This is a genomic window from Micromonospora sp. WMMD735 (assembly GCF_049178995.1).
Classification (GTDB): domain Bacteria; phylum Actinomycetota; class Actinomycetes; order Mycobacteriales; family Micromonosporaceae; genus Micromonospora; species Micromonospora wenchangensis.
In genome coordinates this window covers 527,414-551,443 of record NZ_JBMHMJ010000002.1, presented here as the reverse complement: position 1 = coordinate 551,443, position 24,030 = coordinate 527,414, and the positions used below count along the sequence as shown (strand labels likewise).

Annotated in this window: 23 protein-coding genes; 7 read left to right on the top strand and 16 right to left on the bottom strand. The window is 72.1% G+C overall.

Translation table 11 applies throughout. The features are described from left to right. The first annotated feature begins 27 nt into the window (after nucleotides 1–27). The 3 genes from ACN268_RS02450 (at nucleotide 28) to ACN268_RS02440 (ending at nucleotide 2,084) form a co-directional block, all read left to right on the top strand. Entirely contained in the window at nucleotides 28–762 is a 735-nt protein-coding gene (locus tag ACN268_RS02450; protein WP_421481508.1) for a DUF2470 domain-containing protein, read from the top strand. 154 nt (nucleotides 763–916) lie between these two features. Next, nucleotides 917–1,465 carry a hypothetical protein gene (locus tag ACN268_RS02445; RefSeq protein ID WP_421481507.1) on the top strand — a complete coding sequence of 183 codons (549 nt, stop codon included), beginning with the start codon at nucleotides 917–919 and terminating at the stop codon, nucleotides 1,463–1,465. Nucleotides 1,466–1,547: 82 nt separating this feature from the next. Next, nucleotides 1,548–2,084 carry an AAA family ATPase gene (locus ACN268_RS02440; protein ID WP_421481506.1) on the top strand — a complete coding sequence of 179 codons (537 nt, stop codon included), beginning with the start codon at nucleotides 1,548–1,550 and terminating at the stop codon, nucleotides 2,082–2,084. 36 nt (nucleotides 2,085–2,120) lie between these two features. On the opposite strand, the gene ACN268_RS02435 is transcribed toward ACN268_RS02440, so the two are convergent. The 11 genes from ACN268_RS02435 to idi form a co-directional block, all read right to left on the bottom strand. After that, nucleotides 2,121–2,693 (bottom strand): cellulose binding domain-containing protein, encoded by a 573-nt coding sequence (locus ACN268_RS02435; protein WP_421481505.1) that lies wholly within the window; start codon nucleotides 2,691–2,693, stop codon nucleotides 2,121–2,123. A gap of 214 nt (nucleotides 2,694–2,907) precedes the next feature. Further along, the gene (locus ACN268_RS02430; RefSeq protein ID WP_421481504.1) at nucleotides 2,908–4,209 is read right to left on the bottom strand and encodes an FAD-binding oxidoreductase; all 1,302 of its coding nucleotides are present in this window, start codon (nucleotides 4,207–4,209) and stop codon (nucleotides 2,908–2,910) included. Then, nucleotides 4,209–5,018, bottom strand: a complete 810-nt coding sequence (locus ACN268_RS02425; RefSeq protein ID WP_421481503.1) for a hypothetical protein — start codon at nucleotides 5,016–5,018, stop codon at nucleotides 4,209–4,211. The genes ACN268_RS02430 and ACN268_RS02425 overlap by 1 nt, the downstream gene beginning before the upstream one ends. After that, nucleotides 5,002–5,817, bottom strand: coding sequence for a hypothetical protein (locus ACN268_RS02420; protein ID WP_421481502.1), 816 nt, complete (start codon nucleotides 5,815–5,817; stop codon nucleotides 5,002–5,004). Before ACN268_RS02420 ends, ACN268_RS02425 begins: the two co-directional genes overlap by 17 nt. Further along, on the bottom strand, nucleotides 5,802–7,070 hold the full coding sequence (locus ACN268_RS02415) for a hypothetical protein (RefSeq protein ID WP_421481501.1): 1,269 nt from the start codon (nucleotides 7,068–7,070) through the stop codon (nucleotides 5,802–5,804). Before ACN268_RS02415 ends, ACN268_RS02420 begins: the two co-directional genes overlap by 16 nt. A gap of 28 nt (nucleotides 7,071–7,098) precedes the next feature. After that, nucleotides 7,099–9,237 (bottom strand): geranylgeranylglyceryl/heptaprenylglyceryl phosphate synthase, encoded by a 2,139-nt coding sequence (locus ACN268_RS02410; protein WP_421481500.1) that lies wholly within the window; start codon nucleotides 9,235–9,237, stop codon nucleotides 7,099–7,101. Continuing rightward, the gene (locus ACN268_RS02405; RefSeq protein WP_204926682.1) at nucleotides 9,207–10,043 is read right to left on the bottom strand and encodes a radical SAM/SPASM domain-containing protein; all 837 of its coding nucleotides are present in this window, start codon (nucleotides 10,041–10,043) and stop codon (nucleotides 9,207–9,209) included. Before ACN268_RS02405 ends, ACN268_RS02410 begins: the two co-directional genes overlap by 31 nt. After that, nucleotides 10,040–11,236 carry a glycosyltransferase gene (locus ACN268_RS02400; protein WP_421481499.1) on the bottom strand — a complete coding sequence of 399 codons (1,197 nt, stop codon included), beginning with the start codon at nucleotides 11,234–11,236 and terminating at the stop codon, nucleotides 10,040–10,042. The genes ACN268_RS02405 and ACN268_RS02400 overlap by 4 nt, the downstream gene beginning before the upstream one ends. An 18-nt stretch (nucleotides 11,237–11,254) precedes the next feature. Continuing rightward, the gene (locus ACN268_RS02395) at nucleotides 11,255–13,027 is read right to left on the bottom strand and encodes an ATP-binding cassette domain-containing protein (RefSeq protein WP_421481498.1); all 1,773 of its coding nucleotides are present in this window, start codon (nucleotides 13,025–13,027) and stop codon (nucleotides 11,255–11,257) included. Further along, complete coding sequence (locus ACN268_RS02390) at nucleotides 13,027–14,766, bottom strand: ABC transporter ATP-binding protein (RefSeq protein WP_421481497.1); 1,740 nt, start codon at nucleotides 14,764–14,766, stop codon at nucleotides 13,027–13,029. Before ACN268_RS02390 ends, ACN268_RS02395 begins: the two co-directional genes overlap by 1 nt. Before the next feature lie 4 nt (nucleotides 14,767–14,770). Next, nucleotides 14,771–15,358: an isopentenyl-diphosphate Delta-isomerase gene (idi, locus tag ACN268_RS02385; RefSeq protein ID WP_421481496.1), complete on the bottom strand. Its 588-nt coding sequence runs from the start codon at nucleotides 15,356–15,358 to the stop codon at nucleotides 14,771–14,773. Nucleotides 15,359–15,703: 345 nt separating this feature from the next. Here idi and ACN268_RS02380 point away from each other — a divergent pair, with 345 nt between their 5' ends. The 3 genes from ACN268_RS02380 to ACN268_RS02370 are packed head-to-tail and all read left to right on the top strand — an operon-like array spanning nucleotide 15,704 to nucleotide 18,565. Further along, nucleotides 15,704–16,789 carry a polyprenyl synthetase family protein gene (locus ACN268_RS02380; RefSeq protein ID WP_421481495.1) on the top strand — a complete coding sequence of 362 codons (1,086 nt, stop codon included), beginning with the start codon at nucleotides 15,704–15,706 and terminating at the stop codon, nucleotides 16,787–16,789. A 43-nt stretch (nucleotides 16,790–16,832) separates the two neighbouring features. Next, complete coding sequence (locus ACN268_RS02375) at nucleotides 16,833–17,768, top strand: NAD-dependent epimerase/dehydratase family protein (protein ID WP_421481494.1); 936 nt, start codon at nucleotides 16,833–16,835, stop codon at nucleotides 17,766–17,768. Then, nucleotides 17,768–18,565 carry a glycosyltransferase family 2 protein gene (locus tag ACN268_RS02370; RefSeq protein ID WP_421481493.1) on the top strand — a complete coding sequence of 266 codons (798 nt, stop codon included), beginning with the start codon at nucleotides 17,768–17,770 and terminating at the stop codon, nucleotides 18,563–18,565. The genes ACN268_RS02375 and ACN268_RS02370 overlap by 1 nt, the downstream gene beginning before the upstream one ends. Nucleotides 18,566–18,624: 59 nt before the next feature. On the opposite strand, the gene ACN268_RS02365 is transcribed toward ACN268_RS02370, so the two are convergent. Both ACN268_RS02365 and ACN268_RS02360 read right to left on the bottom strand, forming a co-directional pair. Then, a complete protein-coding gene (locus tag ACN268_RS02365; protein ID WP_421481492.1) occupies nucleotides 18,625–19,323 on the bottom strand; it encodes a hypothetical protein in 699 nt (232 codons plus the stop codon). Next, nucleotides 19,320–19,997 (bottom strand): ATP-binding cassette domain-containing protein, encoded by a 678-nt coding sequence (locus ACN268_RS02360; RefSeq protein ID WP_421481491.1) that lies wholly within the window; start codon nucleotides 19,995–19,997, stop codon nucleotides 19,320–19,322. The genes ACN268_RS02365 and ACN268_RS02360 overlap by 4 nt, the downstream gene beginning before the upstream one ends. Before the next feature lie 261 nt (nucleotides 19,998–20,258). On the opposite strand from ACN268_RS02360, the gene ACN268_RS02355 reads away from it, so the two are divergent. Beyond that, nucleotides 20,259–21,287: a hypothetical protein gene (locus tag ACN268_RS02355; protein WP_421481490.1), complete on the top strand. Its 1,029-nt coding sequence runs from the start codon at nucleotides 20,259–20,261 to the stop codon at nucleotides 21,285–21,287. Between the two features lie 190 nt (nucleotides 21,288–21,477). Here ACN268_RS02355 and ACN268_RS02350 read toward each other — a convergent pair whose 3' ends face one another. From ACN268_RS02350 to ACN268_RS02340, 3 genes are read right to left on the bottom strand one after another with little or no spacing between them, the layout of a single operon-like run. After that, nucleotides 21,478–21,942 (bottom strand): hypothetical protein, encoded by a 465-nt coding sequence (locus ACN268_RS02350; protein WP_363654835.1) that lies wholly within the window; start codon nucleotides 21,940–21,942, stop codon nucleotides 21,478–21,480. A 5-nt stretch (nucleotides 21,943–21,947) separates the two neighbouring features. Further along, nucleotides 21,948–22,592, bottom strand: a complete 645-nt coding sequence (locus ACN268_RS02345) for an RNA polymerase sigma factor (RefSeq protein WP_421481489.1) — start codon at nucleotides 22,590–22,592, stop codon at nucleotides 21,948–21,950. After that, complete coding sequence (locus tag ACN268_RS02340) at nucleotides 22,589–23,902, bottom strand: S8 family peptidase (RefSeq protein WP_421481488.1); 1,314 nt, start codon at nucleotides 23,900–23,902, stop codon at nucleotides 22,589–22,591. The genes ACN268_RS02345 and ACN268_RS02340 overlap by 4 nt, the downstream gene beginning before the upstream one ends. Nucleotides 23,903–24,030: the final 128 nt, after the last annotated feature.

Genomic DNA, 24,030 nt, shown 5'->3' with positions numbered 1-24,030 from the left:
CTAACCTATGTTGAGGAGATCGGGATCATGCGACCCAGCCCGGCGGAGATCGTGCGCACCCTCGTCGCGGGCCACCTGCCCGCCCTCGCCCACCTGCCCGGCAGCACCGGCCCGCGCCAGGTCAGGCACGCCACCGACCCGGCCGGCCGGGTGCTGCTGCTGGTGCCGGCGTCCAGCGACCTCGCCACGGCACTCGCGCCGCCGGCCGGGGACACCGACGTCGCCACCGTCCTCGACGTGCTCGACCTGCCACCCACCGCCGACGCCCCCTCGCTCGGCCGGGCCTGGGTCTCCGGCTGGGCCGAACGCCTCCACGGCGACGCGGCGCGGCAGGCCGCGATGGACTTCGCCGCCACCCGGCCCACCGGCGACCTGCTCGACGTGGGCAGCAGGTTCCGGCTGCACCGGTTCGCGGTGACCGAGGCCCGCTGGGAACGCACCGACGGCATGCGCCCGATCGACCCGCAGGCGTACGCGCAGGCCGAGCCCGACCCGTTGCACGCCGCCGAGGCGGACCTGCTGGCCGACCTCGCCGACCACCACGCCGAACAGGTCGCGGCCCACCTGCGCCGGCAGTTGAAGCTCTCCGGTGCCGAGTCGCCCCGGGTGGTCCGGATCGACAGGTACGGCCTGACGGTCGCGTACGGCCGGCCCGGTGCGGTCCGACGGGCGAGGGTGAGCTTCGGACGACCCGTCACCGACGTCGACGAGCTGTCCCGGCTGCTGCACCCGATCCTCTGCCCCCGGCAGGCGGCCGCCTGACCCGGGCGCGGACCACTTCCCCTGCCCCGGAAGTGGAGCCCCACCCCTGATGCCGTCGCGGCCGCCCGGGCCAACCGGTTCCGGGGCGGCGGCCGACGCGGTGGATCGACGGGTCGGGGTTTCGCCGGTTGCCGGTCGCGGGTAGCGGAGGGCCGTGAACCGCGATCTCGTGACGGCCCTACAGGCGGCCTGGGGCCTACCGGAGTTCCGCGACGGGGTGCGCCACGTCATCGACCTCGACGAGGTGGCGCTGCTGCTGGCCACGCTCTCCGTCCCGGACCACGACCGCGAGGTGGAACGCAGCCTGCTGCGGCTGCTGCGGTCCAGCCTGGACACCACCGAGATCCGGGAGGCGGTGTTGCTGCTGCTGGAACGCGACGCGGTACGCCGTCCTCTCCTCGCGGCGGTGGTGCGTCCGCGTGCCGACCGGCCGGGTCTGGCTGCCGCCGTAACCTCGGCGGCCGAGGACCCCCGGGTGCGGCGTGAGGTACGCGCGGTGCTGGACGACGCCCGGGTGCGCGAGCTGGTCTGGCAGGTGGTCGAGAACCAGGTGGACGCCGACCGGGTCGGCCTGGTCCGCCGCGCCGCCGTGCTGTTCGTCCGGCACCCGAGCGTTCCCCGCCTCGCCTGGGCCCTGCGCCGCCACGGCGTCCTGCGCGAGCTGCGCCGCACCGCCGCGTCGGATGACGGCGGCGCGGCCTGAGCGGCCGGCTCCCACCCTCCGAACCGCGAGCGGCGGTCGCGGCGATGAGCGATGATGGGGCACGTCCGACCGGAGGGTGACGATGGGGCGACCGACACTGTTCCTGACCGTGGGGCTCCCCTGCACCGGGAAGACCACGGCGGCGCGGCGTATCGAGGTCGAGCACGACGCCCTGCGCCTGACGAAGGACGAGTGGGTGAAGGCGCTCTACGGGCCCGGGAACCCTCCCCTGGCGGGGGCCGTCATCGAGGGGCGGCTCATCGGGATCGGACTGCGCGCTCTCGAACTCGGCACCAACGTGGTGATCGACTACGGCCTGTGGAGCCGCGACGAGCGTTCCGCCCTGCGCCAGGCCGCAGCGGACCTCGGCGCGAGGGTGGAGCTGCACTACTTCACCCTCACCCCGGCCGAACAGCGCAGACGGCGTGACCGACGCCAGGCCGATGCGCCGCACACGACCTGGCCCATGGCCGATGAGGAACTCGCCGGGTGGGCCACCCGCCTCGACGTCCCCACACCGGGGGAACTCGACGGCAGCGAACCCATCGATGCTCCCCCGGCGGGGTTCCCGACCTGGCACGCATGGCGTACGCACCGCTGGCCGCCGTCGGCCCACTGAGACCTGCGGACCGGCCCCGCCCGCCTGACCGCTGGATCAGCCGAGCGCGCAGGGCGTCCCGTTGAGGGTGAACGAGGACGGGCTGCCGGTGTCACCGGTGTGGTCGGCCACGAACCCGATGGCGATCGCCCCGCCCGGCCCGATGGTGACGTTGTCGTCGTGGCCACGGGCCGTGACGGTGCCACTCGACGGCGAGTACACCGCGTTCCAGCCGGTGGTGATGCGTTGCCCGGGGGGCAGCGGGAACGTCAGCCGCCAGGCGGTGATCGTGGTGGCACCGGTGTTGACGATGGTGATGCTGCTCGTCAGGTAGGTGTCCCAGGTGTAGGCCGAGTACCGGACGGTGCAGGCGGCCCCGCTCGGTGCCGGGCTGCTCGGCACGGAACTGCTCGGTGCCGGGCTGCTCGGTGCCGGGTCACTCGGCACGGGGCTGCTCGGTGCCGGACTGCTCGGCACGGGGCTACCGGGCGGCGGGCTGCCCGGCGATGCGGTGCTTGAGGGCGGGGTCGTGCCGGCCGAGGCGACGCCGGGTGCGCTGACCCCGGCCAGGGCGGCGGCCAGTGTCACACCTGCGGCGGCGACGCCGAGAAGGCTGCTCGTAGGTCTCATGGCGGTGGTGGCTCCTCCGGGGAACGCGCACGGCTGCGCGGCGGAGCGAGGACGCCGGTCGGCACCGGGTCTCGGTGCACCTCGCAGGATCTGACAGTAATCGATCAGCCTCGATCGTGCCGCGGATCGGACCGACGCCCTCGACGTGCCCCGGTTCGGTCCGGCCGGCACCGCGCGGGCGGACGCGGGCCGGCGGGCCGGGCCACGGGACGGTTCAGATCGGAAGCCGTGGGCCGAGCACGGTTCCCGGGTCGTGGCGGCGCTTCACCTCCCGCCACCTGTCGACGGTCGGCCCACCGAACTGGGCCCGGTAGAAGTCCCGCTCCACCCGGTGGTAGCCGTGCAGGTAGACCCGGCCGCCGAGGTCGTGACAGAGCGCCCCCGCCGCGTCGAAGTGCTCCCGGTAGGCGTCCACCCGATCCGGCGGCACGATGCAGTAGAAGCCGAACGTGCGTACCCGGTCGGCGTCGGGCAGCGGGCTCAGCGGTGGTCGGGGCCGGCCCCCGGGGCGCAGGAACGTGCCGTTGACCACCGGGATCACCGCCGGGTCGGCGAACCTGTCGCGGACGGCGGCGAAGAAGGCGTCCGCCTTCTCCATCGGCAGGAAGAAGTCGCTCCACAACCGCCGGGCCTCGGCGACGTCGGCCAGCAGACCTCCGGCGACCTGGGCGCGGGCGATACCGACGGAGAACCCCGCCTCCGCCTCGAACAGCCGCTGGTGGTAGTCGGCGACCAGGGTCTCGTCCGACCCGGCCGCCGCGTCACCCGCCGCCCGCCCGACCTCGGTCTTCCACCGGCCGGCGGCGGTGGAGAACACCGTGCGACAGATCCGCAGCCGCTCGTCGCCCCACACCTGCTCCGCCACCGTGGCGAGGTCGTCGCCGCCGAGCCGGCGGACCAGGACTGCCGGCTCCGCCGGGACCACCCGCAGATCGGCCCGGACGATCACCGCCACCTGGCCGAGGCCGCAGAGCGCGTACCGGAACAACTCCGGGTACGGCCCGTCGGCGGTCGCGTGCACGAGCGTGCCGTCACCCGTGACGACGTCCAGCGCCGTCACCTGGTCGACGACCGAGCCGACGAAGGGCGACGTCGGCCCGAACCCGCCGACCGACAGCGTCCCGCCGACCGTGGCGTGCTCGTTGCTGGTCACCACCGGCAGGGCGAGGCCGTGCTCGTGCAGCCAGCGGTGCAGGGTTCCCCAGCGCACCCCCGACTCGACCCGCACGGTCGCCGCCCCGAGAAGTTCGATCCGGTCCAACGCGGCGGTGTCCAGTTGCAGGCTGTCGGTGAGGCTCTGCCCGTTGCTGCTGCACCCGTTACCCCGTGCGACGACCGCCAGCCCGCCGGCGAGGGCGTACCGCACCGTCTCCTGCACGTCGGCGACACCTGCGGGGAAGACGACCGCCTGTGGCTGCCGGCGGTGCAGCCGGCCGAAGTCCCGCTGGCAGTCCTCGGGTGCCGGATCCACCAGTTTCCCGGCGAGCAGCCGGGCGAGCGGTTGGTGCGGCGTCATCAGACGACCGCCGCCGGCCGGCTGAGCAGGCCCTTCAGCTTCACCGCGAAGTGGTCGAAGAACGGCACCAGGTCGCACACCGGGTCGCCCTGCCGCACCGCCGCGACGGCCCGGTCGCGCCACTCGTCGATCGCGGTGGCGACGTCGGTGACGTCGACCGCGCCCGAGGCGACCAGGTGGGCGAGGTTCCCGTCGCGCTCCTGGATCTCGTCGAAGTCGACCGCGTCGTCGCCGATCATGTAGAGCACGCCCAGTGCCTCACCGAACTCCCGGGCCGGCCCCACCAGCTCGGGAACCCCGCCCGCGAGGCAGTTGACCGCGGCGTAGTTGGCGAGCATCACCCCGGCCTTGATCCGGGCCGCCGCGATCCACGACTCGACGGTGGTCGGCCGGGGCGCGGCGACCTCGACGATCTCCTGCCGCCAGATGTCCCGGTAGTCGTCCTCGAGGGTCTTCAGCACCTCGACCGGGCGCTGGTGGCTGGCCAGCAGCGTGGTGCCGACCGAGAGCAACTGGACGCCGAAGATCTGGTCGCGCGGCGAGAGCGGCTGGTCGTCGTCGATGAGGTCGTCGATCAGCTTCACGCCGACCGCGTGGATCGACACCCCCGCGCCGAGGTCGGCGCGCACCTGCGGGTCGTGCACCCACAGCGTCGTGTAGTACGGCGTACGCGGGTAGCCGGGGAGGTCACGCACGAAATCCAGCCCCTGTGGGGACATGCCCAGGCTGGTGAGTTCGGTGAGACACCGCTGGACCACCCGCGCCTGGCTGGCGTCCATCTCGGCCTTGAACTCAGGAAACGTCAACACGGTCGTCCTCCAGAAGAAAGGTGATCAGACGGTCGGCGAAGTCGGCCATGAAGCCGGCGATCGGGAACTCGGGTGGGAACTCCGCCAGGGCGCGCAGCGCCTCCGCGCGCCACCAGCGGGTTGCCGCGACGGCGGCATCGCGGCTCACCCGCCCGCTACGGATCAGGTGGCACAGGTTGCCACCTGCCTCTCCGAGGTCGCGGTGGTCGCGGATGTCGTCACCGATCATGAACAGGACGCCGAACGCCTCGCAGAAGGCGCGGGCGGCGGGCAGCCGGTCCACGACGTCGGCGGCGAGGCAGGCGGCGGAGGCGTAGCACATCATCATCCGACCCGACTTGATGCTGGCGTAGTGGATCCAGCTGTCCAGGTCGTGTGCCGGGCGTTCCGCCTCGTTGATCTGCTCCCGCCAGATCACCCCGTAGTCCTCGTCGAAGACCCGCAGCACCTCGGCCGGCCGGTGGTGGGCGCCGAAGGTCGCCGTGCTGCTCTGGGTGAGGAACATGCCGAGGATCTGGTCCCAGGGCCGGATCGGCTGGTCGCCGTCCATCAGGTCGTCGACGAGCTTGATCCCCATCGCGTGGGTGCAGATCGCGATCCCCAACTCCTGCCGCAGTTGCGCATCCGGCACCCAGAGCGCGGCGAAGTAGGGGATCCGGGGATAGCCCTTCATCTGCCGGACGTACTCCAGCCCCTGCGGCGTCATGCCGGTCCCGGCGAGCCGGTCGGTGACCCGCTCCAGCAGGACGCGCTGCGCGACCGCCCACTCGTCGTCCAGGCCGCTCACTCCGGAGAGCACGGGGCCTCCTCGTCGATCCGCACCGGCCGGCCGTCGAGCACCGCGGCGACGGCGGCCACGGTCCGCCGCCGGGCCCGGTCCGGGTCGAGCAGCGTACGGGCCAGGGTGGTGGCCAGGTGGCGGCGTCGGGGCAGCTCGTCGGGGTCGCCCAGCCAGCGCACGGCGACGTCGACCAGATCCTCCATCCGGTCGAAGCCCTGGCCGACGCCGTGCTCGGCGAGGAACGGGCCGACCCACTCCTCCATCGGCAGGCCGGAGCGCACCAGCAGTTGCGGGATGCCGAAGTAGAGCCCCTCCAGCATCGAGTTCGGTCCGGTCTTGGAGATGAACAACGGCGCGTCGGCGGCGTGCAGCCAGGACAGGTACCGCAGGTAGTCGCCCTGCGCCAGCCGGTCGAAGGTCTGCCAGGCCGGCACCTTCAACTCGGTCAGCAGCGCGGCGGCCTCGGCGGCGAGCGCCGGATTGTTGTACGCGATGAAGACCAGCGCCGCGTCGGGATGGGTGGTGGCGATCCGCTCCACGGCGGCGAGGTACTCCCGACCGCCCCGGTTGGACAGGATCAGGACCCGGGTACGCGCCTCGGCCAGCGCCGGCTCCATGGCGTCGGCGTCGGTGTCACCGATGCGGCCGCCCTGCGCGGCACCCTCGAAGACCTGGGCGGCCTGGGCCTGCGCGAGCAACCGGCCGACCGGCACGACCTGCTCGGGGCGGTAGCCGTGCTCGCGGATCAGGTAGTCCCGGGCCCGGTCGAACTGCACCAGGTGCACCGGCAGGTGCGGGGCCCGGTGCACCGGCAGCCGGAGCAGCCCCTCGTTGGTCACGTAGTTGACCACCGGGATCGGCAGGTCCGCGACCCGTAGCGCGGCATGGCTCAGCCGGGAGATCACCCCCTTGGTGCCGATCACCAGATCCGGTTTCGTCCGGGCGAAGTGCTCGACGACGGCGGTCAGCCGGTCGGCGGTCGCCGCCGGCACCGGGTCGTCGTCCAAGCCGCCCGGCAGCCGGCTGGTGAAGTCGGCCATCAGGCGCAGGTAGCCGGCCCGGACCTCGTCGGCGGGCAACCGGGCCGCCACCAGCTCACGGATGGCGGCACCGGCCTCGGCGAACTGCGGGAAGATCGTCTCGGCCTCGACGACGGTGACGTCGACGTCGTCGAGGCCGGCGGCCAGGGTCGCGGCGAGTGTCCGGCCGGCCAGGAGGTTCCCCAGCTCTCCCCAGGTGCGCATCGAGATGACCTGCACGCTGCGGGTCATGCCCACTCCCTCCGTCGCGCTCGCGGTGTCATGCCAGCAGTCCCGGGTTGAACAGCCCCTGCGGGTCCAGCTCCCGGCGGAGCCGGCGCAGGGTGGTGAGGTCGTCGCCGTACATCGACTGCAGGTCCGCCTCGGTCAGGTCGTACCAGCCGGCGAGGTAGGGCCGCCCGCCGAGCGCGAGGCACTGCGCCAGCACCCGACGGTGCAGGCCCTGCACCAGGTCGACGGCGGGCCGGTCCCCGCGCGGGACGCTGAAGTACAGTCCGAAGCCGAGCGCCAGGCCCCGCAGGCCGGCCGCCGGGGTGAACGGCACGCCCGGACGCTGCTCCGGCCGGTGCACGCCGAGCATGAGCAGCCGGCCACCGCCCTCCCGGTAGCCGGTGCCCGCCAGGATCTCGACGTCGAGGAAGCGGGCGAACTCGGCCGCGGCCGGCAACGACAGGCAGTAGTCGGCCCAGATGAAGTGCACCGACGGGTCGGCCGGGTTGCGCCGGGACTCGCGCATGGACCGCAGCGGCCAGTCGGCCTCGACCCGGGTCTCGGCCCGCCCCGCCAGCCGCTGCGGCAGCGGGCCACCACCGCGCATCCCGTACGTGGCGACGAAACCCCCCTCGTAGTGCTGGGCGGAGAAGAGGTCGACCGGCGAGCGCTGCTCCTGTGCCAGCCAACCGACCTCCGCCACCAGGGCGGTCAGGGACGGATGTCGCTGCGTGGCGATGGTGGTGTGCCGCTGGTGCTCGACCGTGCGCAGCACCACCCGGTCCAGCACGCCCAGGGTGCCCAGCGCGCCGATGCCGTAGCGGAACAGCTCCGGCGACTCGGTGGGCGAGCACCACCGCGGCTGCCCGTCGGGCAGGACCAGCCGGAACCGTTCGACCAGGTCGACCTGGCCGCCGTGGGTGATCGTGCCCTCGCCGTAGCCGCCGACCGACAGGGTGCCGCCGATCGAGACCGTCAGGTGGTTGGTCAGCACCGGGATGCTGCGGCCCTGGGCGTTCAGGGCCAGCTCGGCGGCGTACCAGGGAGCCCGGGCGGACACCTCGGCGGTGCCGTCGTCGAGCACCCGCACGGCGGGGTCCCCCGGCTCGCCGACGATCAGCACCCCGCCGTCGGACAGGCCCTGCCGGCCGAACGAGTGTCCGCTGCCCCGCACCGCGACGGGTGTGCCGGCCGCCCGGGTCGTCCGCAGGACGTGCGCCACCTCCTCCGCCGAGGTCACCGGGGTCACCACGGCCGGTAGCAGGTGGTGCAGCCGGCCGACGTTCGTGGCGTACGCCGCCCGACCGGCCGGATCGGACCGTACGGGCCGGCGTAGCCCGCGCTGCAACGCGGCGGCGAGCGCCGGGGGGACGGCGGGGTCGCCCGCGCCGCCGGGCCGTCCGCCCGGACGGCCGGACAAGCCGTGCAGGGTGTCCCGCCAGTCGGCGGTCTCCAGGCCGTTGCCGACGACGACCCAGTCGACGCCGCAGTCGTGGTACTCGCGGACCTGACGGTACGAGGTGACCCCGCCGCCGACGAAGAGCAACTGTTGGGGTGCCAGGCCACGCCGGTAGGCACGCAGCACCCGGTCGGGGACCCGGCCGTGCCGGTAGAGCAGATAGGCGAGGTCGAAGTCGGCGGCGGCGACCTCGGCCACGAGCCGGGGCAGTTCCCGGCCGTCCTCGGCCGCCGGCCGGGCACCGACCGCCTCGTGGGTCTTGCCGTCGGTGCCGAAGGCGAACGACGCCGAACGCAGCAGTTCGGGCCCGTCCTGCCCGAGCGCGGTCGCGGTGCGGGCGGTGGCGGCCAGACCACCGGTGACGAAGAAGGAGCGCACCGAGTTCAACACGGCGTGCACCAGCACCGCGTCGGCACCCGGACACAGCGGGGCGCCCCGCCCGGGTATCGACGGGAAGTGCAGGACGAGCGGCAGGTCGGTCCGCTCGCGCAGCTCGGCGACGTAGGGGGCGACCCGCTGGTCGAACGCGGGGTTGTCGGTGCTGCCGACCAGCAGCGCGGGGTGACCGAGATCGGCCATCGCCCGTGCCTTCTCGACCGCCTCGGCCAGCGGCACCTTGTACGGGTCCACGACGTGCAGGAGGCCGGGGGCCTGCGCCCGCAGCGCCGTCAGCACCGGGGCGGCAGCCGGGACCGTGCTCAGATTCCCGGAAAGTCGCACTTCGCGCATAGGTCGGTCCGCTCCTTTCGCAGCAGGCTCGCGCGGCGGGCGGTGTACTTCTCGTTGTTCCAGATCTCCTCGATGGTGTTGTCGTTGACGTTGCCCATGACCTCCTGCACGCTCCAGTCCTGGCAGCACAGGACGACGCGGCCGTCATGGGTGATGTAGAACTCGTTGAACGGGCGTACGCAGAACTGGTTGAGCAGCACGGTCGGCCGCCCCAGCACGTTGCCGGCCCGGTTGGTGAGGGTGGCGTCCGGGTCGCGGTCGACCAGCACCAGCTCGGGTCGGGCCGGATACCGGCGGACCTTCTCCAGCACCGACAGGTCGGTGGTGTAGTCGTTGACGACGACGGTGGCGTACTTCGTCAGCTCGTCGGCCAGTTCCTCGGTGAGCTTGGAGCCGTTGGTCTGGATGGAGATCGACGCCCTGGTGCGCTCCTTGGCCATCCGCACCATCTCGGGTAGCCGTCGGTCCAGCAGCGGCTCGTTGAACAGGTACGGGTGGATGACGCCGGTGAAGTCGGCGAGCTGGTCGAGCAGCGACTCGTAGAGTTCCATCGACATCCGACCGGACGGCATCTTGATGGTGCCGATGGGGCAGAACGAGCAGCGGTAGTTGCAGCCGCTCATCGTCTCGATCGCGATCATGCTGAACTGCGGGGGCGTGCGGCTGGACTTCTGCTTGAGCCAGGCGGCGTCGCTGAGCGTCTTGGTTCCGGTGCCGTTGAGGTAGGTGCGGGACACCCCGCTGAGCACGTTCAGGACGCCCTTGCCCTGTGCACGCTGTTTGATGTATTTCGCGATGTCTGTCATGCGCGTTCCCCTCCGGGGATCGTGGGAGACAACGGGACCGACGAGGCCGTCGGCTTGGCGTGCTTCGTGTATGCCGACCAGGGGATCTCGCGTCGGGGCCGACCGGCGACGCCGCGTACGGCCAGCCCCAGCGCGACCGTCGAGAACCAGCCGAAGTGGACCGACTTGAGCAGCCACTTCTTCGCCGCGAAGCGGATGCCCTGACCCCGGGCGGCGGGCGCCAGCGGCCACAGCCCGTAGAAGTACATGCGCCAGTACCGCCCGGCGACGTCGGCGGGAAAGTCGGCCATCAGCACCGCCGCGGTCAGCAGCGAGCGGTTGACGCGCTGTCTGATCTCGCCCGCCGGGCCGCCGGTCAGGTGGTAGCTCACGGCGTCCGCGACGATGTGCGTACGGTGCAGCGGGTTCTCGTCGCGTGGGTCGAGCAGCGCGAAGCAGAAGTAGTCGTCCTCGCAGGTGTAGCGGTCGGGGATGCCCCGGGCCGCCAGGTCGGCGTCGACCACCATGCAGCACCCGTGTGGGTAGCTGAACTTCGGCGTCTTGGTGATCCCCTTGCCCCGGTGCAGCAACCGGGCCGCCGCGTACGGGTTGGGTTGGGGAACCTTGCTCGCCCCGACCGAGCCCCGGGCGCCACGGTCGAGGAAGTCCTCGAACAGCCGGCCGATGCAGCCGGTGCTGAACGTGACGTCGTCGTCGACCCACGCCACGCCGGCCAGGCCGAGGCCGGTGGCCATGGCGAAGGCGGCGTTGAGCATGCGGCTCTTCCCGGCCTGGGGCATCGCGATGCCGACGAAGGTCGGCCCGCCCGGGGAGGCCGCGACCTCGCTGAGCCGGCGCAGTCGTTCGACCGCCTCGTCGTGCTGGCCGTCGCGGTACTGCATGCCGACGACCAGCACCAACGGGCGGGCGGCGACCGTCGGGGGGAGGTCGGTGAGCTGGCTGACGAGTTCCTCGACGCTCTCGCGGTGGCTCGACAGCGGTGCGCGACCCACGTAGGTCGGCAGGACCAGGGCCAGCCCACCGGCGAAGCCGTCGCCGAGCGTCGCGGCGACATCGCGGACCGGGATTCCGGACCGCACGACTGTCGGTCCGGGGCGGACCACGAGGCACCCGGTGGGCGGTGGATCACCCTCGGCGGGCTGGTAGCCGCGCCGGATCGCCCACCGGACGGGCCGGGTCACTAGCTCGATCATCGGTGCCTCCGCATGGGGTCAGTCGTGGGCCACGGCGGACCAGAGCCGGCGTATCTCGTCGGAGCTGTCGAGCAGGTCCGCCGGGGCCCCGACCGCCGTCAGCCGACCGTCGTGCAGGACGACGACGAGGGCGGCCCGGCGGAGCACCTCGGGCCGGTGGGACACCGCGAGGACCGTGCTCCCGCCGTCGCGGAGGATCCCCTCCCACAGGGCGTCGCTCGTCTCGGGATCGAGTGCGCTGGAGACGTCGTCGCACAGCACCAACGGGGTACGGCGCACGAGCATCCGCGCCACGGCCACCCGCTGTGCCTGGCCGCCGGACAGGCGTAGGCCGCGCGGCCCGATCACCGTGTCGAGCCCGTCGGGCATCGTCGTCAGGTCGGCGTCGAGCGCCGACCGGGACACCGCCTCGGCCAGCCGGTCCGCCGGCAGCCCGAGCAGGATGTTCTCCCGGATCGTGCCGGTGAACAGTCGCGGCACCTGCGGCGTGTACGCGCACCGGGGCGGCACGAGCACCGCGCGGCGGTCGGCGGGCAGCGGGACGTCGTCCCAGCGCACCTCACCGGTCGCCCCCGGAACCTGACCGAGCAGGGCACGCAGCAGCGTGGTCTTGCCCGAGCCGACCTGGCCCATCACCACCGTCAGTTGCCCGGCCGGCATCGTGAAGCCGATACCGGCCAGCCCGTGGGCCGCGCCGTCGTGCCGGGCGGTGAGGTCCGTGACGGTGATCGTGGGCGGGCCCGGGGCGGGCGGCGGGGGCGGCTGCCGCGGTGGGACACCTGTCATCGCACCGGGTCGGCCGTGGTCGAGGTCCATCCCGTGCCGGGGTTGCAGCCGACCGCCCGTGATCGCCGTCATCCGGCGCAGCGCGACGAGCACGCGTTGCAACTGGACGGTGAGCACGCCGAGGGAGGCGAGCGTGTCGACGAGCAGTTGCAGGTAGAACGTGAACAGCACCATGTCGCCGATGGACAGCTCGTTGCTGCTGATGGCCGGCGCGGCGATCAGCAGCACGATCCCGGTGCCGAGCGGAGCGGCGTTCAGCAGGGTGCTGCGCTGCACGGCGACGGCGAGTTCCTCGGCGATGGCGATCCTGGCCCGGTCGGCGTTGAGCCGGTCGAGGTGCCGGGTGACCGCCTCCTCGGCCCGCGCGGCCTGCACGCCCAGCGCCGCGCCCGTCACCTCGCGCAGCGCCTCGGTGACCCGTGCGGTCTGGGCGCGACTCTGCTCGCGGTAGGCCACCATCCGCCCGTGCACCAGGCGCATCAGCGCCACGATCAGCACGAAGAGCCCGAGGATGCTCAGGGTGATGAGCACGTCGATGCGCATCATGATGGTGATCGCGGCGACCGCGAAGAGCCAGCGGGCGATGTTGATCGGTGACCACACCACGAAGAAGCCGGCGTCGGCGGCGTCGGTGCCGACGGTCGCGACCGCCTCGCCCACGCTGCCGCCTCCGGCCTGCGGTGGCGGTTCGAGCAGCGACTCGAACAGCGACATCCGCAACGCGCCGACCGTGTGGTACTGCATGCGCGGTTCGAGCCAGGGCACGACCGTGCTGAACTGCAGCGAGATGCGCGCGGCCTCGATGCCGGCGACGAGGGCGACGACACTCCACAGGTTCAGGCCGGCGGCCGACTCGCCGCTGAGGGAGTCGAACGCCGTCTGCATCAACAGTCCCAGGGCGAGCATGCCCAGGCGCAGCACCGCCCACACGGCGGCGAGCACGGCGTACCGGCGTCCGCGACCGGCCAACAGCAGGCGGGCCCGGCCACCGCTCGTCGTGGTCATCAGGACCGCCCTACGAAGAACCGCTGGTCGACCGGTCCGCCGGTGCCGTCGGTCGGGTCGGGGCGGGGCGTCAGGCTCACGACCCGGCCCTCCTCGACCACCATCACGTCGTCGACGATGGTGAGCGTCTCGGGCCGGTGCGCGATGACGAGCGCCGTACGACCCTCGATGAACCGCTCCATCGTGCGGCGCAGCCGCCGCTCCGCATGCGGGTCCAGGCGGGCCGACGGCTCGTCGAGGAGCACGATGTCGGGGTCGGTCAGCAGCGCCCGGGCCAGCGCGAGCAGTTGCTCCTCACCGGCCGACAGCCCGGCTGCACCCGGCCCGATCCGGGTGTCGAGGCCGTCGGGCAGGGCGGCGTACCAGGTGCCCAGCCCGACCTCCTCCACCGAGCGGAGCAGTTGCTCGTCGGGCCACCTGTCGTCGTAGAAGGTCAGGTTGTCGCGCAGCGTGCCGGCGATGACGTGCACGTCCTGGGTGACGAGCGTGATGCGGGAGCGCAGCGCGACGACGTCCAGCCGCCGGACGTCCACCCCGCCGACCGACACCGTCCCGGCCTGCGGGTCGTACTGGCGGAACAGCATCCGCAGGATGGTCGACTTCCCGCCGCCACTGCGTCCGACCAGCGCGACCCGACGGCCGGCCGGGATCGTGAACGAGACGTCCGACAGCACCGGACGGTCGTCGTAGGCGAAGGTGACGCCGGTGAAGCTCACCGCGCCGCGTCCGGGTGCGAGGGTGCCACCGCCGTCGGGGACGATGTGGGCCTCGCCGAACAGTTCCTCGACGCGGCGGACGCTACCCAGGACGTTCTGCACGTCCTGGAACCGCGAGGTGATGCTGACCAGTGGCATCCGCAGCAGGATCGCGTACGACAGCCCGGCGAAGACGGTGCCGACGCTGACTCCCCGGTTCTGGCTGAGCCACACACCGGTGGCCAGTGCCGCGCAGAGGTTGACGGCGGTGAGCACCTGGACTGCCGCCGGCCAGGTGACCGTGGCGCGGGCGGCCCGCCGGGCGAGCCGGTAGTGGTGCGTGATCCGTTCCCAGGCCGTCTGAAGGGCATGGGTCGTCCCGCCGTTGGCGTTCAGGTCCTCCCGCCCGGTCAGGTTCTCCTCGAGGTAACCGAGCAGGCCCGCCTCCGCCCGTTGCCGGTCGGCGATGAGCGGCACCGCGCGGCCGAGCAGCCGCCGCAGGAGCAGCAGCATCACCAGGGCGAGCGGGGTGAAGAGCGCGCCGTACCGCCAGTCGAGCAGGAACAGCGCCACGACGATCCCGATGATCATCAGCAGTTGGACGGCGATGTCGAGTACCAGTTCGGACAGCAGCTTGGCCAACCGGGTGACGTCGCCGTCCATCCGGTCGACCAGTTCCCCGGGCGGGTGCCGGAGGAAGAACGCCGGCCCCTGCCGCAGGACGTGCGCGAGCAGGTCACGACGCACCTCGTTGGTCGTCCGCCAGGCGACCCGGCCGGAGACCCAGCCGGTGCCTGTCGACAGCACCTGCCGGACGACCGCGAGCGCCACGAAGACCACGGCGTACCCGGCCAACTCTGCCTGCGACCGGCCGCCCACCGCCGCGTCGATGAACCGGCGTACGACCTGCGGCGCCACCAACTGGGTGCCGACGTCGAGCGGGATGAGCGCGGCCAGGAGCAGGAACCAGCGGCGGTGGCCGCCGACGTAGGCCACATAGCGTGCCCAGTTCGTGGCGGCCGTCCGCGGCTCGTGGGACGTCATCTGGTCAGCCGTGCCCGGCGACCGCGACCCTGGCTGCGGGGGGCAGCTCGGCGGCGTCGCCGGTGGGCCATTCGGCCGGTACGGGGCCGAGCCCCGCCAGTTCGTCGACCTGCAACCGGCACCACGGGGACAGGGCCGGGTCGGTTCGGACCCGCTCCCGGAACGAGTCCCAGTCGACCCAGTCGACCCGGTCGACCTCGTCCGGGTTCGGCACCGGGTCGCCCACCGCCTGGGCCACGTACACCGGGCACATCTCGTTCTCGACCACACCGTCGAGTTCGGCGCGGTAGCGGAAACGGGGCAGCACCAGACGAAGGTTGCTCAGCGTGATGCCCAGCTCAGCGGACGCCCGCCGGTGAACGGCGTCGGTCATCGCCTCACCTGGGGCGGGATGGCCACAGAAGCTGTTGGTCCATATACCTGGCCACGTCTTTTTCCGCAACGATCGGCGCGACATCAAGAAATGCCCACTATTGCTGAACACGTAACAGGAGAATGCTAGGTGAAGCGGGGTGCCTCCATCATGGACGGTGTATTTGTCCTGCTCACCAACGACTTGGCCATCCTGGTCGAGTAGCACGACCTGCTCCATACCGCTCCCCCACCATCCGGATCGGTCAATTTCGCTCGCACAACAATCCACGGTAAATCGACTCCAGTCAACCCCCTACAAAGAACAAAACGCCCACACGGGAAATTGCGGATAAGCAAAGTAGGGGGTCCCAGATGCTCATCGATCGGCTACAGTGGATACCCAGCCAGCCACGAGGGGTCACGTAAGCGCAGGCCACCCCACTCAGGCCGTCACTGATCGTGATCACTTCACATCGAGGGTCGGCCCCGCTCTGCCGCATTCAGCCTGCGCGATCGTTCACCCCGGCGGGACCGGACACCGGTTACCTGCCGTCGACATCGCCTGCGACCGGACGGGGGACAGATGATCGCCACCAGCGAGACCACCCGAGGCGCGCCCGGCCTCCCCGGGCCCGCGCTCAGGGTCGAGGTGGAACGCACCATCGACAGTTTCCTGACCGCCCGGCGGGACATGAACGCCAACCCCGAGTGGCGCGACGGAGTCGACGCGCTGCGCGCCCTGGCACTCGCCGGAGGCAAACGCACCCGACCGACGTTCTGCTGCCTGGGCTGGCGCGCGTTCGGCGGTGACGACGATCCCGGCATCGTCGTGGCCGCCACGGCGCTGGAACTGTTCCACCTCTTCGCCCTGGTGCACGACGACATCATGGACGACAGCGACGTCCGGCGGGGCAATCCGACCCTGCACGTCACCATGGCCCAGGCGCACCGCCGGCTCGGTTGGCGCGGCGACCCCGAACACTACGGCCGCAACGCGGCGATCCTCTGGGGCGACCTCTGTCTGACCTGGTCAGACGAGGCGTTCCACGGTTGCGGCCTGCCGGCGGAGCGGGTGGCGGCGGCGGCCGGGCTGCTCCAGAGCATGCGCGTCGAAGTGCTGCTCGGGCAGTATCTCGACGTCCGTGGCGAGGCCGTCCGGGCCGACCTGGCCGACTGCCTGACGATCCTGCTCTACAAGTCGGCGAAGTACACCGTGGAGCGTCCGCTGCAGATCGGCGCGATGCTGGCCGGCGCGCCCCGAGCGGAGGTGGACCGGCTCTCCCGGTTCGGTGTTCCGATCGGTGAGGCGTTCCAGCTGCGCGACGACATCCTCGGCGTGTTCGGCGACGACGCGGTCACCGGCAAGTCGACCCTGAGCGATCTGCGCAGCGGGAAGTCCACCGTACTCATGGCGCTGACCAGGCAACGGGCGGATGCCACCCAGGCCGACGAGATATCCCGGTGGCACGGCAACCCGGGCCTCGGCGAGCGGGAGGCACTACGGCTGCGGCAGATCGTGCGGGACACCGGCGCGTTGCGGACGGTCGAAGAGATGATCCACGCCCGCACCGAGCAGGCGGTGGCGGCGCTCGACTCCCTGCCCATCGCCGCGCAGGTGCGCACGGCGCTGACCGACCTGGCCCACACGCTGTCGGTCCGACGCAGCTGAGAGTCCACCGCCAGGCACGTCCCAGACCAGGGAGGGCACGGAAATGACGGTTCACGACCCACGGCGTACGGTGCTGGTGACCGGTGCCGCCGGGTTCATCGGGCGACACCTGGTGGAGCACCTGGCCGACCGTGGCCAGCCGGTGATCGGTGTCGACCTGCGGCCCCGACCGGCCGGTGCGGCCGGCGGGCACGTCGTCGCCGACCTACGCACCACGGACATCCGTCCGTTGCTCGACGGGGTCTCCGCGGTGGTCCATCTCGCCGCGCTGCCCGGGGTCCGGCCCTCGTGGGACCGCTTCGACGACTACGTCGAGTCGAACGTGATCGTCACCCGGCGGCTCCTGGAGGCAGGGGTGCAGACCGGACTACGACGACTGGTGATCGCCTCGTCGTCAAGCGTCTACGGCAACCAGCGCGACGGGGTGATGACCGAGGACCAACCGCCCGCACCGATCTCCCCGTACGCCGTGACCAAACTGGCGGCCGAGCACCTCGCGCTGGCCTACGCGGCGCGTCCCGCCTCCGTGCTGACCAGTATGGCCCTGCGGTTCTTCACGGTGTACGGCCCACGGCAACGACCCGACATGCTGATCTCCCGGATCATCTCCGCGGTCCGCGACGGCCGGGAGATCCGGGTCTTCGGCGACGGCTCGCAGCGTCGCGACTTCGTCTTCGTCAAGGACGCGGTACGCGCCGTGGCGGCGGCCGTCGACGCGCCGGGCCCGAGCCGGGTGTGCAACGTCGGCACCGGTGAGCAGATCTCGGTCACCGGGATCATCGACCTGATCAGTGAGCTGATGGGACGCCCGGCGAACGTCCGTGTCGAGCCCCACCGGGCGGGCGACGTGGTGTCCACCCGCGCCGACGTCACCCGCACGGCCGAGGCGCTGGGCTTCCGCGCCTCGGTCTCCCTGCGGGAGGGGCTGCGGGCGCACATCGACGCGGTACGCAGCGAGTCGATGCCGGTCGGCGCCTGATGGGTGGGCAACCCCTGCTGACCGTCATCGTGCCGCACTTCCGCTGCGCCACCTACCTGCCCGAGTCGGTCGCCTCCATACTCGGGCAGACCTATTCCGACCTGCGGCTCGTGGTCGCGGACGACCACTCGCCGGACGACGACTGGATCACCGCGCTCGCGCCCTGGCGGGACGATCCACGGCTCACGCTGCTGCGCGCGTCGCGCAACGTCGGGCCGCTGCGGCTGAAGAACGCGGTGGTCGAATCGGTGTCCACGAGGTACATCGGCTTCCAGGACGCCGACGACGTCAGCGAACCCGACCGGTTCGCCCGCCAACTGGCCGTGCTCGAACGGGGCCGGGCCGACCTCGTCGGCTGCGGGTACCGCGTCATCGACGCGTCGGGCAACCCGCAGGGGGTACGGCACATGCCGCGCAACGGGAACCTGGTGCACCGCTTCGGCCGTAAGACGGTCGCGCTGCACCCGGCGACGGTCGTCCGGCGGGAGGTCTTCACCCGGCTCAACGGCTTCGACGGCACCGCGGCCTTCGGCTCCGACACGGACTTCCAACTGCGGGTCGCCTGGCTGTACCGCATCCGCAACCTGCGCCGGCCGCTCTACCGCTACCGGGCCTGGGCGGCCTCGCTGACCGCGGCGCCGGAGACCGGCTTCGGGTCACCCGCCCGTGCCGCGTGCATGCGGCGCATGGCCGAGCTGGAGCAACGCCGCCGGCAGGCCCGCACCCCCGCGGAGCGGCTGCCGTTGCTGGTGGCACCACCGAACGACGTGTCGTTCGCCCTGCAGGAGGTGAGGTGAGCGGCGGGCGGGCGCGGCGCACCACGCCCGCCCCGCTGCTCCTACCCGCCCCGCTGCTCCTACCGGACGGCCGCCCGGATCCGCAGGTGCCTGCGCTGCCGTAGCCGCACGCTGGCCAGCACCGCCGTGACCAGGACGAGGCCGGTGCAGTACAGGGCGCCGTGCAGCAGGCCCTTGCGGAGGTATTCCGGGTCGCCGCCGTCGAGACCGAAGGTCCCGACCTGTTGGGTCGACCAGAACGGCAGGGCCTTGCCGAGTTTCTGGTCCGGCTCGACGAGGAACTGCAATCCGGTGATCGAGATCAGGACGAGGGTGCCCTCCAGATCGTGGGGGGCGACGGCGCTGATCAGCAGGCCCAGCGGGGCGGCGACCACCACCGTGAGCCCGAACTCGATGGCTACCGCGCCGGGCCGGGCCAGGTTGTCCTGGTCGAGATAGATGAGCACCCAGTAGACCGTGGCGAGTACGGCACCCAGGGCCAGCAGCGCGGTGAGCGTGCCGAGGTAGAGGTGCGCCGGCCGGTAGCCGATCTGGCGCAGCCGCCGCTCCACGGCCTTGGTGGTGTTGCTCAGGAAGAGGCCGGCCGTACTCACCGCCCAGGCCAGGCCGAGACCGGCGAAGCGGATCGCCTTCTCGGGATTACCGTCGTGCCGGGCCAGGTAGAACAGCAGGGGGACGAATGCGAGCAGCGCGAGGGCCACCCGCCGCCGGGCGAGATCCCGACCCATCATCTCCGCGACGGTGAGCAGCTTGGTCATGACTCGGCGGCCTTCGCTCCGAGGTCGAGAACGGCGTCGACCCGGTCGAGTGAATTCAACATGTGGGTGATGACGAGCGTCGACTTTCCGGCGTCGCGGCGCTGCAGAACCCAGTCCCAGAAATCGATGTAGCTGCCCCGGTCGAAACCCTGGTAGGGCTCGTCGAGCAGCAGGATGTCGGGATCGGTCAGCGCGGCGAGAATAAGGTTGAGTTTCTGCTGGGTGCCGCCGGAGAGATGCCTGGCCTGCGTTGTCATGCCGCCGTCCCAGGCCAGGCTTTTCGCGAGCTGCCGGCCGGTGGCCTGAGCCTCGCTCCGACCCATTCCGTGCCCGGCACCGAACAACGCGAAGTGCTCGTCGGCGGTCAGGTAACCCATGAGTCCTGCCTGCTGAGGGCAGTAGGCCATGCTCTCGTCCACCTCCACCACACCACTGGACGGGCTGACCAGACCGGCGCAGATCCTCATGAGCGTCGACTTTCCGCAGCCATTGGCGCCGATAATGGCGACCACCTCGCCGGCACGGACCGTCAGATCGACGCCCTTCAGGACATGATTCTTGCCGTACCGCTGGTGAATGTTCGCCGCACGGAGCCGGATCGGTGTCGACGAGTCGCCCTCCGTTGGACCGTGCCGGGTGGCTGTCACCGGTGAGGCGCTGTCACTCAGATCCATGGGAGCACCCTAGTACACCTTACGTCCGGCAGTGGTCGCGATCACGCCCGGATGACCGTGTCGTTCCGGTGGCACCCCGCCGGGGCGCATACGCGCCAGACATCGATGAGTGTCTTATTTGCCGGTCCTGGCGTCATCTGACGGCCGACCCCGCGACGGTATTTCCCGGCACGTTCACGGCTCTTCAACGACGTCATCGCGTCGACACGGCATCGCAACACGCCGGACTCGACGTCCCCCGCCGATGGGAGAAAACCTGTCATGGGCAAGGTAGGAAAGCGCGTCCGCCGCTCGACGCTGGCCGTCCTCACGGGCGCGGCGCTGGCCGGGCTGCTGGCGGTCACCGCCGCCGCCGCGGCACCCGGCGAGGCACCGCAGGGCAAGGCCGCCGCGGCGGCCCGCACCGACGTCTACATGAAGGACGTCACCGCCGACACCGGCATCCAGCCGCACTCGTACAGCCCGCTGTGGGCAAGCCCCGACATCAAGGTCTGCCCGACGGCCGTGGAGTGCTCCACCAGCCAGAACCCGAGGGTCGGGGTCACCAACTACCTCTTCATCAAGCTGCGCAACAACGGACCGTACGGCTCGGGCATCGACAACGGGGTGCTGCGCGTCTACCGGACGACCCCGGGCGGCGGCGCCACCTGGCCGACCCACTGGACCCAGATCGGCGCGGTCAGCGTGCCCGTCTACCCGGGCGTCACCACCGTGACGATCCCGTGGACCGGGGTGCCCGGACCGGGGCACTTCTGCCTGCTGGCGCGCTGGGTCTCGCCCACCGACCCGATGACCTTCGAGGGGCCGAGCACCAGCGTCAACACCCAGTACAACAACAACGTCGCCTGGCGCAACGTCGACTCGGTCCGACTCGTCTCGGGCGGGCCCCGGGTCGTCCGGCCGTTCGCCATCGGCAACGTGACCGCCGCGGAGACCAAGAACGACCTGGTCTTCACCCAGCCGGCCGAGCAGGCCCAGGGCGCCCGGGTCTTCGTCGACCTCGGCCCGACCCTGTTCGAGCGTTGGCAGTCCACCGGCAAGGTCGCCACGGGAGTCCGCCAGGTCGGCAAGACCGAGCTGGAGATCGTCGATCCGGGGCGGGCCACCATCAGCGGGCTGCTGTTGAAGCCCGGTGAGCGCCTCGAGTTCTCCCTGGGCTTCTCGGCCGACACGACCCTGACCAAGGAGACCGCGCTCAACGTGACCCAGTTCGGGCCCGACGCCGACGGCACCGAACGGGCCGACCTCGGCGGGGTGCAGTACCTGCTGGCGGGCGAGCAGCGGGGGTAATACCGTCACCACCGCAGGACGGTGGGGCGCGGGCCGTGCGGCCCGCGCCCCACCGTCGTGGGTCGCGGCCACGACCGGGCACGGGACGCCGACTGTACTGTCGGACGCCGTCGAGAGGGCGGCGCACCGCGCGTGCGGCACCGGATCACGGCGCAGCAGCGCGGCCAGCACGACCACGGTCGGACCGAGGTCAGCGCAGACAGACCCAGGCGGTGGACACCGCGTACCCGACGGTGCGCGCGCACAGCTGGACGGGGCCCGGCGGCGGGACACCCAGCGAGAAGAAGCCCACGGCGTCCACCGACGCCTCGTCGTAGGTGCCGGCGGCCGTCCGGGCACTGACCCGCCCGCCACCGGACGGGGAGAGCTGGCCGACGATCCCGGCGTCGGTCACCTCGATCTCCACCAGCACCGACCCGGCCCGGAACGACAGCGTCCGCGCGGACGCCGCGGAACGGGTCATGCCGGCCAACTCGGCGTCGACCGCCGAGTCGAACGTCAGCTCCGCGACGGCCAGTTCCGCGTCGGCGGTCCGCCAGGTGAACGCGGCCAGGGCCGCGCTCAGGTACGCCTCCGAGACCGGCCCGGTGTCCCACAGGGCCGCACCCAGCTCCGTCGTCAGCGCCTCGTCATCCGCAGGCGGCCACGGCTCCATCCGGTTCACCCCCGATTCGTACCGATGGTGGAAGCTCCGAGAAACTCGACGATCGCCGGGCACTCCCGCAGCCTACGCAGGCATCGTGCCTGGGTCGGGCCGATGCTGCCGATCGGCACGCCCAGCCGTTCGGCGACCTCCCGGTAGCTCACCGGCGGGTCGGCCGTCAGCAGCGCCAGCAACGCCTGGCAGCGCGACGGGAGCTGCACGAAACCCGCCCGCAACGCCTGCCGGCGCTCCGCGCGCAGCAACTCGTCGTCCGGTGCGGGTGCCATCGCCGCCCGCTCCCGGGAGAGCCCGTACTGGCCCTCCAGTGCCTGGTCGTACGGGTCGACGGGGTGGGACCGGCGGCTCACCCGGGACAGCCGGTAGCACTCCCGGCGGGTGGTGGTGGCCAGCCAGCCCGGTAGCGCCTCGGGTTCGCGTACCCGACCCAGCTGCTCCACCAGACGCAGCCAGACGGTCTGGTTGACGTCGGCCGCGTCGTACCGGCTGAGGTCGTAGGCGCGGATGACCGCGTACACGATCGGGGTGTACCGGCGGACCAGCTCGGCCCAGGCCGACTCGTCGCCGCGGGCGGCGGCGGACAGCAGGCTGGTCGCGCTGGCACCGGTCGCCGGGTCACCGCCCGGGGCGTCGACGCGGCTCATCCGACGAGCACCCCGTAGTCGGGATGCCAACGGGGGGCGGCGAGCAGGCTCGCACGCGCCGCGTCCGCGCTGAGGCCCCCGGCGGTCATCATCGCGGCGAGCCGCCCGGAGACGTGCCCGGTGGCGAACGAGGTGCCGGCCCAGACGGCGAACCCGTGGAACTGCCGTGCCGGCCTGCCGGGCAGGGGGAGCTGCCCCTCGACGTAGGTGCTGTGCCGCTCGCCGACGGCGCAGGCGTCCACCCAGGGTCCGTAGCAGCTGTCGGCCGCCGGCACCGGGCCGCCGGTCGTCTGGCTGACCGCCGCGACCGCCACCACCCGGTCCAGGGCGGCCGGCCAGAGTGGTCGGCTGGTGCCGGCGTTGCCGGCCGCCGCGACCACGGCGCTCGTCGCCGGCAACGCCGCCACCGCGTTGGCCAGTGGCAGCGACGGCTGGTCGTCCAGGGTGTAGCCGCCCAGCGAGAGGTTGAACACGGCGACCTGCGGCGCGAGCCGGCTCAGGGCGGCCACCACCGTCGACTCGTCGCCCACCCCGGTCGGGTCCAGGGCCAGTTCCGGGTCGACGCGTACGCCCGGGGCCGCCTGCCGGACCACCCCTGCGACGAAGGTGCCGTGCCCGCCCTGCGGGGCGAGCACGTCGGTGTGGACGTAGAGCGGGTCCTCGTCGTCGAGTTGCGGCAGGTACGCCCCGCCGAGCCACTGCGGGTGGCACGCGCCGGCCTGCTGCCAGATCCCGGTGTCGCAGATGCCGACGGTGACGCCGGCGCCCTCACCGAGCCGGGTCGGGTCGGGGGGCGGCAGCGCCGGGGCGGAGCGGGGCGGGGTGCCCGGGTTCCCCATGATGTTGCCCAGCCCGAGCAGCACGTGGTGGGGTTGCACCGCCGGCACCGGTTGGCCGGGCCACTGCTGGGGGTCGCGCAGTTTTCGCACGACGCCGGGGATGTCGGTCTCCCGGTCGAACAGCAGCCGGGTGACACCGGCGAATCCGGTGCCGACGGTCACCGGATAATCGTGGGCGCGCAGCCAGGTGGCGACCCGTTTGGCGTCGGCGGCGGCGGCGAGCAGTTGCCGGGGGCGGTAGAGGATCTCCCGGCCGGGGGCGGTGTAGCGGCGGACGTTCTGGTCGGCGGCCAGGGCGGCCTCGAACGCCTTCTGGTAGGCGTCGGCATCCGCGTCGCCGGCGGCGGCCGGGGCCGGACGCGGCAATACACCGAACGGCGCCGCCACGGCCAGCGCGGACAGCGTCAGGATCCGCCGTCGGGACAGTGGGCCGCCCGGACCCGGCACGGTGGGGTGGTCAGACGGCGGCACGGATCCTCCATGCTCGTGAAAGAAGCGTGCCCACCGAGGGCGGGCGCGGTGAATTCCCCGACCGCCAATTATTCCGCACCATCGCCGCTTGTCAATTAGGGCAACCGAGCAGGACACCCATTGACGAC